A 14,430-nucleotide genomic window follows, 5' to 3' on the forward strand; every position below is an offset into this window, starting at 1 on the left:
GACTATTAGTGATTTCCGCAGTGAAAAATAAACGAGGTGAACAGCGTGAAGTTTTCCATACAACGTGCAGTCTCTTATCATGATCAAGTCCATCATTATTTAAAAGATATGATTATTAAAGGAGGATATCGACCCGGCGAACGGATCTACGAATCCAAAATCGCCAAGGAGCTGCAAGTGAGCCGCAGCCCCGTCAGGGAGGCGATTCGGACACTTGAACAAGAAGGATTATTATCGATAGATGATAAATCAAAAATTACAGTTTATGAACCGACAATCAAAGACCTTGAAGAAATATACCAATGCCGCCAGGCGCTCGAATCCCTGGCCGTTTCATTGGCAACCCGCCTTGCTTCAAATGCAACACTGGAGCTCATTTCCGAAACGCTCTCTGAAGCGCGTAAGCACCAGGAAACCCAAAGTCCGGAGTCGGCCAATGCACTTCTTCGCCTAAATACGCAATTTCATGATGTCATCATCGAAACGAGCGAAAACGAACGCCTGCAAAAACAGCTGCTTGATTTGCGGTCGCTGACCTTTTTCTATCGGAGCAAAAACCTTGAAAAACCGGCGCGCACCCTTGACATCATCAATCAGCACGAGGAGATTCTGCGTCACATGCAGGACAGAAATGACGCCAAGGCTGCCGAATCAATGAGGAAGCATATAGAGGCAGACCTTTGCTATTTAAAAGAGGTGTTGTTCGGAAGCAGTTCCGCACGCTAAAAAAGCAGGGTTACCCCTGCTTTTTTCAGTTCTGGCAGACAAATTCGGCTGTGCGGTTGATCCCTTTGATGATATCAGGAAGGCGGTCGCGTTCATTCACAATATGAACGCGCTGAAACCCTGCGGCTGCAGCCTTCTTCCCCGCTTCTTCCGTGAGGCAGACCGCCTGCAGACGGGCAGCCGTTTTTTCCGGATGGAGGCCGATTGTCTCAGCCTCGTTTACGAACAGCTCGACGCATGTTCGATTCGCAAAGATCACGATATCAACAGGAAACTCCTCGATCTCCCGTTTAATGATCGATGTAAAGCGGCTGTCGATCATCCTGTCATGTGTAATCAATACCTCACAACCGGAGTGCGGTTGATTTTGCACGGCTTCCCGGCTGCCGATCAGCAAACAGCTGTCCGAAACCGGCATTTCCGCCTGCAGAAAAGCGGAAAATCCCCGTTCTTCAAGAGCTGCTTTTACATGCAGATCTGAAGCGTAGAGCCGGCCGCGCATTTCCCTGACATCGATCTTCAAAGCGGCAAGCCGGCTGAAAAATCTGCGCAGTGACGCACTTGAGGTGAACAGCAGGCTGTCAAAAGAAGCAATTCGCTCTAAAACTGTATCGTCAGGCACCGTTTCGAGTGATTTCCATTTCGGCCATTCAACAACTTCAGCGCCTTGTTCACGAAGCGTCTCCACCGGGACTCGTTCTTCTTCACAGCTTTTGACCGCCATCATGTTCAGCCCGATCAAAGGCTTTTCTTCAAACCAGCTGTTCTGCCTGAATGATACGATGTCGCCGATGACGATGATCGCGGGATTTTTAATTTGATGCTCGGTTATTTTTTCCCTGATATTCTGCAATGTCCCTTTAACGCTCCGCTGCCGGCCCCATGTGCCCCATTGGATGACCATCGCGGGAACAAGGGGAGACTTGCCGTGTTTCATCAGCTGCTCGCATATATAACCAAGGTTTTTGATCCCCATGTAAAAGACGAGGGTTTGGACGCCTTTGGCCAGCCCTTCCCAATTCATTTCCGGTTTGCCCGATTTATCATGGGCGGTGACAACGGCAAAGGATGAAGCGAAATCGCGGTGGGTCACAGGCAGTCCGGCATAAAGAGGCGCGGCGATTCCCGATGTAATGCCGGGCACCATTTCGTACGGGATGCCGTGTTCGCTGACGGCTGCCGCTTCTTCTCCGACTCTGCCGAACACGCTCGGGTCTCCTCCTTTCAGCCGGACCACTTTGAGGCCTTTCAGCCCCTTTTCAATGAGCAGTGCATTGATTTCACTTTGTTTCATATAATGGCGGTCCGGGAGCTTGCCGCAGTAGACAAATTCACATGATGCTTTTGCATGCTCAAGCAGCCGGGAATTGACGAGCCTGTCATACAATATGACATCCGCCGCCTCGATCAGCTTTCTTCCTTTTAATGTGATCAATCCTGAATCGCCCGGTCCGGCCCCGACAAAATATACTTTCCCATTCCCCATCAACTGTCATCCTTCCATCTGCCAATTCTGTGAACGCGTTTGTTTTTTTAATAAAGAGGGAGCACATTCAGCGACCCTTGAGGCTTTTGACAATACATGTCTTTGAGCCGTTTAATAAACGATATACAAATCTTCGCCTTCAACGACCGTTTCGTATGTCTGAACACACCCTGTATCAGGCTCTTGGACTTTGCCGTCTTCAAGGCTGATCTTCCAGTCGTGCATCGGACAGAAGACGAATTTGCCGCTTACCATTCCTTCGGCAAGAACGCCCCCTTTGTGGGGGCAGCGGTTTTCAATCGCGCGGACATTGCCGTTTGAAAGCTTGAATACCGCGATTTCCTTGTCCTCGATAAGCACTGTCTTCCCAAGCTGATTCGGCAAATCCCCGATCTTCGAAACAAACACCTTTGTTAAGTTCTTGTTCACCATGTGAATTCCTCCTCAAGTTGATTTCTCATTTTAAGAAGTGACAACATTTTCGAATAGCTGTTTTGTTGTCTTTTCGTCTTCCAAAAAGTCTTTCCACGGGTCTTTATGGACAGACAGCGCTTGATTGATGCGGTCATTCAGCTCTTTGCGTTTTTCTTTATCATTCAATACGGATTGGACGTGGGACAAGCCGACACGTTCGATCCAAGCAGATGTCCGTTCTAAATAGTTGGCTGTTTCACGATAGTATTGGAGATACGCGCCTGTGATTTCGATGACTTCTTCAGCCGTTTTGACTTTCATTAACAGATCGCCTGCGCGCAAATGCGTGCCTCCGTTTCCGCCGACGTAAATTTCCCAGCCACCGTCGATGCCGACGACGCCGATATCTTTAATGCCGGATTCAGCGCAGTTTCTCGGACAAGCGGAAACCGCCATTTTAATTTTGTGAGGCGTGTAGAGCCCTTCAAATTTTTTCTCAAGGTCAATTCCGAGGGCCATTGAGTCTTGCGTGCCGAAGCGGCAGAACTGTTCGCCGACACACGTTTTTACGGTTCTGAGCGTTTTTCCGTAAGCAAATCCTGAAGGCATGTCAAGATCAGCCCATACTTTCGGAAGATCTTCTTTTTTGACGCCGATCAGGTCGATCCGCTGGCCGCCGGTCATTTTCACTAGCGGAATTTCATATTTGTCGACGACATCAGCGATGCGCCGCAAATCATTCGAATTGGTAACCCCGCCGTACATCCGCGGTACAACTGAATATGTGCCGTCTTTTTGAATGTTGGCGTGCATCCGTTCATTGACGAAGCGGGATTCTCTTTCATCTTCATATTCCTTCGGATTGATCATGCCGAGGTAGTAGTTAAGCGCAGGGCGGCATTTGGAACAGCCTTCCGCCGTTTTCCAGCCGAGCACGTTCATGACTTCTTTCGTATGGGTCAGCCCTTTTTCTCTGATTTCGGCCACGATTTCGTCTCTTGACAGGTCCGTACATCCGCAAATCGCTTCTTTTTGTGCTGAAGCATCAAACTCTGAGCCGAGCGTATGCTGAAGAATCTCAGCGACAAGCGGCTTACATCCTCCGCAAGAACGTGATGCGCCTGTGCAGGCTTTAATTTCATCCGTCGATGTGCAGCCCTGCTCTTTGATCGCCTGAATGATCATTCCTTTCGAAACGCCGTTACAGCCGCATACGATCTCATCGTCGCTCATCGCAGCGGTCAAGCTCATGCCTTCTTCCTGATTCAAAGGCTGCAAGATTGAAATTTTAGAAGTATCTGAAATATCTGCTCCTTTTTGAATCATGGAAAACAGCCTGTTACCTTCGCTGCTGTCTCCGAACAGTACGGCGCCGATCACCTGATTGCCGCGCAGAACGATTTTCTTGTAGATTCCGTCCTGTTCGTCAAACACTTTAAGCGCTTTTTTGTCTTCTCCGTCATCCTCATTAAAATCACCGGCAGAAAAGACCTCAACACCGGAAACCTTCAGCTGGGTTGATAAAACAGACCCTTCATACGGAGCTGTTTCAACGCCGCAGATTTTTTTGGCAAGCACTTTCGCCTGTTCATAAAGAGGCGCGACAAGTCCGTAGGCAATGCCTCTATGTTCCGCACATTCTCCGACAGCATAAATGTTGGGAACTTCGGTTTCCATGTAATCATTGACGACGATTCCTCTGTTTACCGGAAGGCCGCAGTCTTTGCCGAGCTGAACGTTCGGCTTGATTCCGACCGCCATGACGACCAAATCGGCTTCAAGCATTGAGCCGTCTTTGAATTTTAAGCCTTCGACACGTGTTTCTCCGTAAATTTCTTCTGTCTGCTTTTCCAGCAAAAATTTCATGCCCTGCTTCTCCAGCTCTTTTTGCAAAAGCCGTCCTGCGGTTGCATCAAGCTGACGCTCCATCAAATATGGCGCGAGGTGGATAACGGTAACGTCCATGCCAAGGTTAAGAAGTCCGCGCGCTGCTTCCAGTCCCAGCAATCCGCCGCCGATAACGGCTGCTTTTTTGTACGTTTTGGAAGCTTCGAGCATGATATCCGTATCCTTGATATCACGGAATGCTGTTACACCTTCTTTATCCGCTCCGGGCAATGGCAGAATAAAAGGGAGAGAACCTGTCGCCAAAATCAGTTCATCATACGGCTGGACTCTTCCCGCATCCGTGATGACGGTTTTGGACTCCGGATCAACTTTAACGACTTCTTCCCCCGTATACAGCTGAATCCCGTTTTCTTCATACCAATCCCAATCATTCAGTGTAATGTCCTTAACATCCGTATCTCCTTGAAGCACTTTGGAAAGAAGAATCCGGTTATAGTTTGGGTGCGGTTCGTTTCCAAAAATCGTGATCTGAAACTCTTCGCTTGAAATTTTAAGAATTTCTTCAACGGCCCTGACCCCGGCCATACCGTTCCCTACCAGGACTAGCTGCTTTTTTTTCACTATGATCCTCCCCTTTTTCAAAACAATTCACTATACGCCCTAAACAAGTATTCTGTTTACATCTTTAAAACTATCACAAATTATAGTTAATTTTGTAAACTTTTTATGACTTTTTATGACAATTTATTCACATAATTGTCAACTGACGGACGAATTTTTACGGAGCAAACCTTAAATCCCGGCATTCTGCAAGACGGATCGAGCGTTTCCGCTATCAAATCGTTCACATTTTGCGAATCTGCCCAATGCATCGGCACAAAAATGGTATCCGGCCTGATGGCTTCCGATAATTTGCTCCTGACAATGATGCTGCCTCTTTTTGACTCCACCCTGACCAGCACCCTGTCGCTAATGTTGTATTTTTCCGCCGTTTTCGGATGAATTTCCATAAATGATTCAAAGTGTCTGGCCTTGAGTGCAGCGCTCCTTCTCGTCTGTACTCCGGTTAAATAATGAGACATCACCCTTCCGGTCGTCAGATAAAGGGGATACTCTTCAGTCGGTTCATCTTTTTTGATCATTGGTTCGTTCGGGACGACGCACATTTTCGCTTTTTTGTCCGGGTGGGCAAAGGATGATTCAAACAGGCGCTGTGTCCCGGGGTGTCCCTGTTCGGGACAAGGCCATAAAATGCCGCCTTCCTTTCTCAGACGTTCATAAGTGATGCCCGAATAGTCGGCAATTCCGCCGCGGCTCGCTTTTCTTAATTCATTAAAAACATCCTCTGCCGATCGATATGAGAAATAACGGCCTTTTCCAAGCGCAGCAGCAATATCGCAAATCATTTGCCAGTCATGCCTCGCTTCACCGGGGCACGGTTTTGAGGCTTCCCTTAATGTCACTCTGCCTTCCAGATTGGTCATCGTTCCTTCGTCCTCGAGATAGGATGATGCGGGGAGAATGACGTCCGCGAGTCTAGCCGTTTCAGAAAGAAACAAATCAACGGCGGCAAAAAACTTTAATTTTCCCAAAGCGGATTTGACAAAGCCTGCGTTCGGACTGGATACAACAGGGTTTGAACACATTAAAAACATCCCGGTAATTTCGCCTTCATGAACTTTCTCCATCATTTCATAGGCGGATACACCCTTTCCTGGAAGGTCTTCAGCTTTTATGCCCCAAACATCCGCAATATAAGCGCGGTCAGCTTCGTTTTCAATCGACCGGTACCCTGGCAGCTGATCTGCTTTCTGGCCGTGCTCCCGCGCCCCCTGCCCATTTCCTTGTCCGGTGACGGCGCCGTAGCCGCAAGCAAATTTGCCGATTTTCCCAGTTGATATTAGAATATTCAGTAAATTTCTGACGGCAGCCGTTCCGTCCGTTTGCTGTTCAACCCCTCTTGCCGTGAACAGCATTCCCGTCTCCTCACGGGCAAATTTTACTGCAGCTTTTTTAATCTGCTCGATTTGTATCCCGGTTTTGGCCGAAATGTCTTCAAGTGATAAAGACGCCACATGGCGCTTGACCTCTTCAAAACCTTCAGCTCTCTCTCTGAGAAAAGCTCCGTCTGTCAGCTGTCCTTCAATGATGACTTTCAGCATACCGTTTGCGAGCGCGGCGTCTGTCCCCGGCTTGATTTTCAAATGCAGATCGGCGATCTTGGCCGTTGCCGTTTCGCGGGGATCGATGACAATGATGTAGGCCCCGTTTTGCTTCGCTTCTTCAAAATACGGCATGATCGTCGGCTGGCACTCTGCGATATTCGTACCTGCGAGGATGATGACCCTTGCATGGGGGATCTCGGAAAGGGCATTTGTCAGCCCCCGGTCCATTCCAAAGGTTTGATTTGCAGCTGTAGCGGCCGCCGACATGCAAAGCCTGCCGTTGTAGTCAATATGCTTCGTCTTCAAGGCGACGCGGGCGAACTTCCCCAGCAAATACGCTTCTTCGTTTGTAATGGACGCGCTGCCGTATACACCCAAAGCATCGCGGCCATCTTCATGCTGGATCGCTGTTACTTGCTCTTTGATGTACTGAAGCGCTTCATCCCATGTCACACGGACGAAGTCGCCGTTTTTTTTGATCAGCGGATGGGTGATCCTCTCCGAATGAAAGGCATGCTGGTGGGCGTTCATCCCTTTCATGCACAGCCGTCCTTTTGTCGTCGGATTGTCTTTTCCGACCGCCGTGTATTTTTTTCTTGTCACAATTGTCTGTTCAATGAGCTGCATTTTGCACTGCATGCTGCAAAATGGACATTGGGTGTCATACGTTTTTTCGGATTGCACTTCTTTTTGCTTCGTGCGAAAGTACTTTAGCAATCGTTCTGTCAATTCACATCAGCCCTTTTATCGTTTCTTGCTGAGCCAGCCGCTTCTCTTTTTCAAGCCGTTCGATCAGCTGGCCGCGAAGTCCGTTGTCAAATAAAACTTCCCGGATATGAATGATGCCGGCGCGTTCAATCCAATGCCCGACCTTCTCGAGATAATTTGCTGTTTCACGGTAATATTGAAGAAGGCCTTTCATGAATTCCCCCGCTTCCTCCGCCGAGTCGGCTACTGAAAGCAGCTCTCCCGGAGAAGCATGCTGGCCTCCTTGGCCGCCCGCATAAATCTCCCAGCCCCCGTTTACTTTGAGAAGTCCGATGTCATGAACTGAAGCGTACACGCAATCATCCAAACAGCCCGACACCCCGATCGAGACCTTGGCCGGAATGAGGAGGGATTCTGCTGCTTTTTCCAAGTCTGCCGCCAATGTTTGTATCTGCGGTTCGCCTCGTGAACCGCATGTGCACGTTTTAACCGCGGCGATCCCATGCTGAGGCGGCGGGCAATGCGGCATGCCGAGTTCTTCTTTCACGCGCTCTATATACTCCGGCTTGATACCAGCAAGCTTTAATCTCTGATGGTGTGTCATGTACACCTCTTGTATTTGATACTTTTCAATCACTTCTGCAATGCGCTTCAGCTCTTCGGCATTCGTTCGGCCTCCGTACATTTGCGGAATCATTATATTCGTCTCCTCATCGCGCTCCTTATAGATGATGTCCGGACGGATCATTTTTAAATAGTAGTGAATCGCGGGCAAGCAAATCCGGCAGCCGCTGCTGTTTTTCCAGCCGAGCGCCGAGATGACTTCGTGAACGGAAGAAAGATTTCTTATCTGTATTTCGTTCACGACTTCATCTTCCGTGAATGAAGTGCAGGCGCACATCGGCTGTTCCGCCGCAGATACGTAATCATCCTGTTCAGCGGTATGGAGCAGCAGTTCTTCGACTAACGGCCTGCAGCCGCCGCATGATCCGGAAGCATTTGTACAGCCTTTGACCTCCTCGGCCGTCTTTAAACCGTGCGTCTGTATGGCTTCCATGATCGCGCCTTTTGAAACCGCGTTGCATTGGCAGATCGTTTCACCAAGCGCCATAGAAGCGACTGAACTGTCTTCTTCCGATTGAAACAGCTCTTTTTTGACAACGGTAATATCCCTTTGTTTGATGATGCTTTCCAACAGCCTTCGGCTGCCGCTGGTGTCTCCGTATAAAATCACGCCGGCCATTTTATCCTCTTGAAAAACCGCTTTTTTATAGACTCCTGCCGCTTCGTCAAAAAGTTTAATAGCCGTCGTCGAGTCGTCCTCTGTGATTTTCCCTGCCGAAAAGACATCGATGCCGGACATTTTTAAAGCTGCGGACTGGACGGAGCCCTGATAACCAACACATTCGAGGCCGCAAATATGTTTGGCCAGCACTTTCCCCTGTTCATACAATGGCTTGACTAAGCCATAGACCGTTCCGTTATGCTCCGCGCATTCACCGACGGCGTAGACATTTGGCACATTTGTCTCCATATAGTCGCTGACAATGATCGCCCTGTTGGTTGCAATACCGCTTGCCTTGGCCAGTTCGATATTCGGTCTGACACCGGCAGCCATGACGATGAGATCGGCGCTGATCTTCGTCCCGTCTTTAAACCGCACACCCTTGGCGCGGGATCTTCCTAAAATCGCCTCTGCATCTTTATCCAAATGAAAATGAATCCCTTGGCGCTCCAGCTCTTTCTGGAGCATGGCAGATGCCGGCGGATCAAGCTGGTTCTGCATGATGCAGGAAGAGTGGTGAATCACATCAACCTTCATCCCGAGGTTTGCCAACCCTCGCGCCGCCTCAAGGCCCAAAATTCCCCCGCCGATAACGGCCGCTTTTTTAAACCGCTTTGATGCCTTTATCAATGCCCGGCAATCGTCTATTGTTCTAAAACCATATACCCCTTCTTTATCTGCACCATGAACCGGGAGAATAAACGGGGAAGAGCCCGTCGCAATAATCAGTTTGTCATAAGCGATTTCGCGGTTTTGATCTGTCGCCACCGTCTGTTTAACCGTATGGATTGCGACAGCCGTTTCCCCTGTATAAAGTGTAATCCCGTTTTCTTCATACCAGCTCCGGCTTTTTGTCATCACATCGTTCCAATCCGTTTCTCCCTGAAGGACAGAAGACAGCAGAATCCGATTATAGCTGAGGTGTGGTTCACTGCCGATGATGACGATCTCAAACTGGTTCCCGCCGTGTTGTAAAATTTCTTCGGCCGTGCGAACTCCGGCCATGCCGTTTCCTATTAAAACCAGCCTTTGTTTCCCCATTTTCTCCCCTCCTCTCTGCAGCTTTGCTCTGGATTATTATTTCACATTGCATCGCTAAAGCGTTCAAACCTGTTACATTTCCTGACAAAAAATTTTAGAAACAGGACGGTTTGACCAGTACTCATTGATGACGATTTAACGGCTTTGGCCGCCGATGTTAAAGTTCAACATTTTATCACATTTTTTATCACGTTCTGCTTGTTTCTTTTCCTGCAATCTACTAGGCTTATAAGTAAAGAACATAAGGAATGGAGGAGGAGAATGCTACCGATTAAAAGAAGACAGCAGATATTGGCGTGGGTCAAAGAAGAAGAATCTCTGCGCATTTCAGAAATTTCGAAAAGGCTGAACGTCTCTGAAATGACCGTTTACCGCGACATTAAACCGCTTGTTGAAAACGGACAGGTCATCAAGACGGCAGGCGGAATCACGCTAAACAAGCCGAAGCAGCAGCTTGGGCAGCTTTGCGTCGTGTGCGGAAAAGGGGCAGGCTCGAGGCTTTCCGTGCAAATTGTAAAAAACGACAGTCAAATTGAACAATTTTGCTGTGCCCATTGCGCAATGCTCCGCTATGAGAAAGTGAAAGATGACGTCTCCCAGATAATCTGCAGGGATTTTTTGCTAGATACGACGATCAGCGCCAAAGCCGCCGTCTTTTTGCTGGATACGAATCTTCATTTGAACTGCTGCGAGCCGCAGGCGATCCCTTTCGCTTCTGAAGCGGATGCACGGAAATTCAAAAAAGGCTTTGGCGGGCAGCTGTTATCGTTTGACGATGCCGCGCTTCTCGTCCAGAAAACGATGAAGAACAGCTGCTGCAGCCTGAAGACGTGAAATTTTGTTAAAAGATTGGATGAATGTGATGAAAAGAGCAACACTCTGGACAGTTCTCGCTGTTCTTTGTATCATTCTGCTGCCAAAAGCCGCTTTTGCTCACGCATATATCGTAAAATCAACTCCCGCTGAAAATCAGGAGCTGAAAAAAGCGCCTGCAGAAATCAAGATCGAATTCAATGAAGCGATTCAGAACGGGTTTCATTCGATAACGGTCAGAAATTCGTCGGGTGAGCGCGTTGATTCCGGCAAAACGGAAATCGATCCGCAAAACGCCAAAATCATGACCGTCATGCTGAAACCGAAATTGAAGGATGATATCTACTCGGCCGAATGGAGAGCTGTATCAGCAGACGGGCATCCCGTATCAGGCACGATCCCTTTCAGCATCGGAAACATTCAAGGCGGGCTGCCGAAAGATCAGCAAAAACAAGCATCAGGCCTGCCGGCAGCCGATACCGTCATGGAACGCGTCCTTTTGTATACCGGTTTCTCCCTGTTCATGGGGGCCGCTCTCTTTCAGCTCGTATGGTACCGCCCTGAAAACGGCTGGCCGGGTGGCAAACGGCGCCGTCTGAAGCGGATCAAGAATGCGGCGCTCTTATTGACAGGGGCCGCCATCATCATTCAGCTGCCCCTGCAAACCAAAGTAAACGCGGGCGTTTCCTGGATCGGGGCTTTCCAGCCTTCGCTTTTGCAAGAAACGCTTCTGAATACGACGGGCGGAATGCTGTGGCTGATCAACATCGCCATCATCGCCTTGCTTGTTTTTTGTTCGAACAGAAAAGGTCTGAAGAGCGCGATCTTGAGCCTGTTCCTTTTTGCCGGGCTTTTGTTCGTCAAATCGCTCGACGGCCATGCCGCTTCGACGAGCGCCGGCTATATGACAATCGTGATGAACTTCATCCATCTGAATACCGCTTCCATTTGGACGGGCGGACTCGCGATGTTTGTGCTGTTTTTCGGAAAAGACTGGCTGAAGCCTGACAAAAGTTTAATATGGGAAACCATTCGGCGCTTCTCGCCATGGGCGCTCGCTTCTGCAGGGCTTCTTATATTCTCGGGCCTTTTCAACAGCTTCTTCATTGTTCACACACTGGATAACCTGCTAGGGACGGCTTACGGAAAAGCGCTCCTTGTAAAAGCGGCCCTCGTTCTTCTCATGATCGGACTCGGGGCATTACACTATTTCCGTTTTAGAAAAGCGCCGAAACAGCAGGGCGCCCGTTCGCTGAAGGCTGAATGGGCGGTCGGACTTCTCATTCTGGTGACCACGGCGGTTTTCACCAATATTCCAAGTCCGCCCGCACCGCTGCCGCAGCCTTTCAGTGAGACGAAGCAATTGACGGAAGGAAACACGCTGTCGCTCCGAATCAGCCCGAACATGCCGGGCTCAAATGCGTTTGAAGTCACAGTCAGAAACAGAAAAGGAGACGTCGTCAAAGATATTCAAAAAATCGAATTAACCGTTGAGAAAACCGGGCTTTTCGGGGATGACAAAGAGAGCACGTTCAGCCTCAGCAAAAATAAAGACGGCGTTTTTCAAACGAAAAATTTAAATTTAAGCGAAGACGGCATCTGGAAAATCCGCGTTCACGGGTTAACGGCGTCATTTGAGGAGATCAGAACGGTTTTCAATGCAAAAATTAATAAAAAGGAGTTTTGATTATGTTTAAAAAAACATTATGGCTGGGTGCAATCCTAGCATCATTTTTGCTTTTCTCCGTGCCTGTCAGCGCACATGTCACGGTAAAACCGGGAGAATCAGCAGCAGGCTCATGGGAAACATACACCGTCAAAGTACCGGTTGAAAAAGACAACGCCACAACCAAGGTCGTTCTCAGCATGCCGGACGGTGTTGAATTTCAGCAGTATGAACCGGTGCCAGGCTGGAAAACAAGCACTGAAACCGGTAAAAACGAGAAAGTGACAAGGGTGACGTGGGAAGCCGAAAACGGCGGCATTCAGCCTGGTGAATTCCAACAGTTTACTTTCACCGCCAAAAACCCTGACAAAGAACAAAAGGCCGCCTGGAACGCTTACCAATATTATAAAGACGGCACGATTGTCGAGTGGACCGGCGATGAAAACGCCGATACCCCGCATGCGATCACAAGCATTGTCGATGCTGCAAAGCTCGGGCACGAAACGGTTGACGCACACGGCGCTTCAACGAAACAAAACACAGCCGCAGAAAACGAAGACGGTCAAGCCGGACAAGGGATTCAAACCGCTTCCCTCATCCTGTCGATCCTCGCCGTGCTTCTTGGGGGTGCTGCGCTGCTCTTGACAGTGCGCAAAAAGAAAGCGTAAAAATGAAAAGCTGTCGGGAATATCCCGACAGCCTTTTTGTGCCCATTTCAGTTCGAATCCCGCACGATCTGATAATACATGCCCGTTTTTTGATCGACCACCGCCTCTAAATGAAGCCCGTCATCAGTCTCAAATGTTCCATTCAGGCGAGCGGCATCCCCTGTATATAACGTGTACTTGCTTCCCTTAGGCGTTGTGAACGGTGAAGAAGCTTCCGCACTCTCCGTTTTCGGGTGATCCGATTTTACAATTGCGTAATTTAAGTCGCGGTACCATTGATATTTGCCGTTTTCCCGTTTGATGTGAGCGAGGCAAATTCCCTCTCCCTCCGAATCGCCGAATCGAAAAACGACGACTTGTTCGCCGTTTAAATCGATTTTGTCTATAATATCGTCTTTTGTGATGTTCTCGTAACGAATACCGTCCTCAATCGCTTCCTGTTCGCTGTTCACCCATTTGGTTTGTTCATCATTTTCTTGGGCGCTCGCACAACCCGCAACCAAGATCGCCAAAAATAATAAAACTGTTCGTTTTTTCATCCGCTTCCTCCGACTTTAATTGTTTTAGGGCATTATATGAATTCGGCCAGCGTTGAATATATCCTCTTTGCAGGAAAATTTCCAATACGGTGATTCAAAAATTGACAAACTTATCTTACAATAGAAAAAGTTCTGAATGATTGAGTAGGGAGAGATCGGAGTATGAAAGTATCGATTCTGTTTGTCTTGCTTGCGGCCATTTTATGGGGAACGACGGGAACAACCCAGGCGTTCGCGCCTGAAGAAGCGGCGCCTCTTGTGTTCGGCGCTGTCAGAATGGCGGTCGGCGGCATCACCCTGCTCTTGTTCGCGGCTTTGCGCGGTCAATTAAAACGCAGCGGCTGGCCCGTTAAAACGCTGATTATCGCAGCATTGAGCATGGCATTTTATCAGCCTTTCTTTTTTTCAGCTGTCAGTCTCTCAGGGATCGCCGTCGGAACGGTCGTCGCCATCGGCAGCGCTCCGATTATCGCCGGCTGCCTCGAATGGCTCGTGTTCAAAAAAGTGCCCCAAGCGAAATGGTGGATCGCAACGGCTGCAGCGATAGCAGGCGTATCCTTGTTATTCATCCCTTCCGCCTCATCGGGAGGGAGCTTTCTCGGCATATTGCTCGCACTCGGCGCCGGTCTTTCCTTTGCCGTCTATACGCTGACAAGCAAAAAGCTCCTGCAACAGCAGAAGCCGGAGGCTGTCACAGGCACCGTGTTCTTTTTAAGCGCTGTATTGCTTGCCCCGTTGTTGTTTCTGTACGATTTGAGCTGGATCTTATCGGTTCAGGGATCGGCTGTCAGCCTCTATATCGGCGTCATTGCAACCGGTGCCGCGTACCTGTTATTTACGACAGGATTGGCAAAAGTGCCCGCCTCAACAGCGGTGACCCTGTCGCTGGCTGAACCGCTCACGGCGTCGCTTTTAGGAACCGTGCTTGTCAAGGAATCGCTGCCTCTTGTTTCCTGGGCCGGAATCGCATTGCTTCTGCTGGGCATTTTTTATATTTCCTATCAGCCCAAAAAGAATAAAATGAACGCTGAACAAGTGAAAGCGTAAAAAACCGCCCGTGGATATGCGGGC

11 protein-coding genes are annotated in these 14,430 nt (G+C 49.0%); 5 read left to right on the forward strand and 6 right to left on the reverse strand.

Annotation, left to right across the window (positions count from 1 at the left end):
• Nucleotides 1-45 precede the first annotated feature (45 nt).
• Nucleotides 46-726: a GntR family transcriptional regulator gene (locus M1D90_RS19695; protein WP_023857920.1), complete on the forward strand. Its 681-nt coding sequence runs from the start codon at nucleotides 46-48 to the stop codon at nucleotides 724-726.
• 25 nt (nucleotides 727-751) lie between these two features.
• Here M1D90_RS19695 and cobA read toward each other — a convergent pair whose 3' ends face one another.
• From cobA to nirB (M1D90_RS19720), 5 genes are all read right to left on the reverse strand, one after another.
• Nucleotides 752-2,212 (reverse strand): uroporphyrinogen-III C-methyltransferase, encoded by a 1,461-nt coding sequence (cobA, locus tag M1D90_RS19700; RefSeq protein WP_075213084.1) that lies wholly within the window; start codon nucleotides 2,210-2,212, stop codon nucleotides 752-754.
• 111 nt (nucleotides 2,213-2,323) lie between these two features.
• Nucleotides 2,324-2,644: a nitrite reductase small subunit NirD gene (gene nirD, locus M1D90_RS19705; RefSeq protein WP_020450192.1), complete on the reverse strand. Its 321-nt coding sequence runs from the start codon at nucleotides 2,642-2,644 to the stop codon at nucleotides 2,324-2,326.
• 30 nt (nucleotides 2,645-2,674) lie between these two features.
• Nucleotides 2,675-5,095, reverse strand: a complete 2,421-nt coding sequence (gene nirB, locus M1D90_RS19710) for a nitrite reductase large subunit NirB (RefSeq protein WP_023857922.1) — start codon at nucleotides 5,093-5,095, stop codon at nucleotides 2,675-2,677.
• A gap of 113 nt (nucleotides 5,096-5,208) precedes the next feature.
• Complete coding sequence (nasC, locus tag M1D90_RS19715) at nucleotides 5,209-7,368, reverse strand: assimilatory nitrate reductase catalytic subunit NasC (RefSeq protein ID WP_035337190.1); 2,160 nt, start codon at nucleotides 7,366-7,368, stop codon at nucleotides 5,209-5,211.
• A gap of 1 nt (nucleotide 7,369) precedes the next feature.
• Nucleotides 7,370-9,673: a nitrite reductase large subunit NirB gene (gene nirB, locus M1D90_RS19720; RefSeq protein WP_396278987.1), complete on the reverse strand. Its 2,304-nt coding sequence runs from the start codon at nucleotides 9,671-9,673 to the stop codon at nucleotides 7,370-7,372.
• A 261-nt stretch (nucleotides 9,674-9,934) separates the two neighbouring features.
• Between nirB (M1D90_RS19720) and M1D90_RS19725 the strand changes: the two genes are divergently transcribed.
• The 3 genes from M1D90_RS19725 to M1D90_RS19735 are packed head-to-tail and all read left to right on the forward strand — an operon-like array spanning nucleotide 9,935 to nucleotide 12,820.
• A complete protein-coding gene (locus tag M1D90_RS19725; RefSeq protein WP_039073212.1) occupies nucleotides 9,935-10,507 on the forward strand; it encodes a DeoR family transcriptional regulator in 573 nt (190 codons plus the stop codon).
• 19 nt (nucleotides 10,508-10,526) lie between these two features.
• On the forward strand, nucleotides 10,527-12,173 hold the full coding sequence (locus M1D90_RS19730; RefSeq protein WP_035400577.1) for a copper resistance protein CopC: 1,647 nt from the start codon (nucleotides 10,527-10,529) through the stop codon (nucleotides 12,171-12,173).
• 2 nt (nucleotides 12,174-12,175) lie between these two features.
• Complete coding sequence (locus M1D90_RS19735) at nucleotides 12,176-12,820, forward strand: YcnI family copper-binding membrane protein (protein WP_396278985.1); 645 nt, start codon at nucleotides 12,176-12,178, stop codon at nucleotides 12,818-12,820.
• Nucleotides 12,821-12,867: 47 nt separating this feature from the next.
• On the opposite strand, the gene M1D90_RS19740 is transcribed toward M1D90_RS19735, so the two are convergent.
• Entirely contained in the window at nucleotides 12,868-13,359 is a 492-nt protein-coding gene (locus tag M1D90_RS19740; protein ID WP_026580557.1) for a hypothetical protein, read from the reverse strand.
• Between the two features lie 162 nt (nucleotides 13,360-13,521).
• On the opposite strand from M1D90_RS19740, the gene M1D90_RS19745 reads away from it, so the two are divergent.
• On the forward strand, nucleotides 13,522-14,406 hold the full coding sequence (locus tag M1D90_RS19745; protein ID WP_026580556.1) for a DMT family transporter: 885 nt from the start codon (nucleotides 13,522-13,524) through the stop codon (nucleotides 14,404-14,406).
• Nucleotides 14,407-14,430: the final 24 nt, after the last annotated feature.

The organism is Bacillus sp. JZ34 (genome assembly GCF_053903205.1).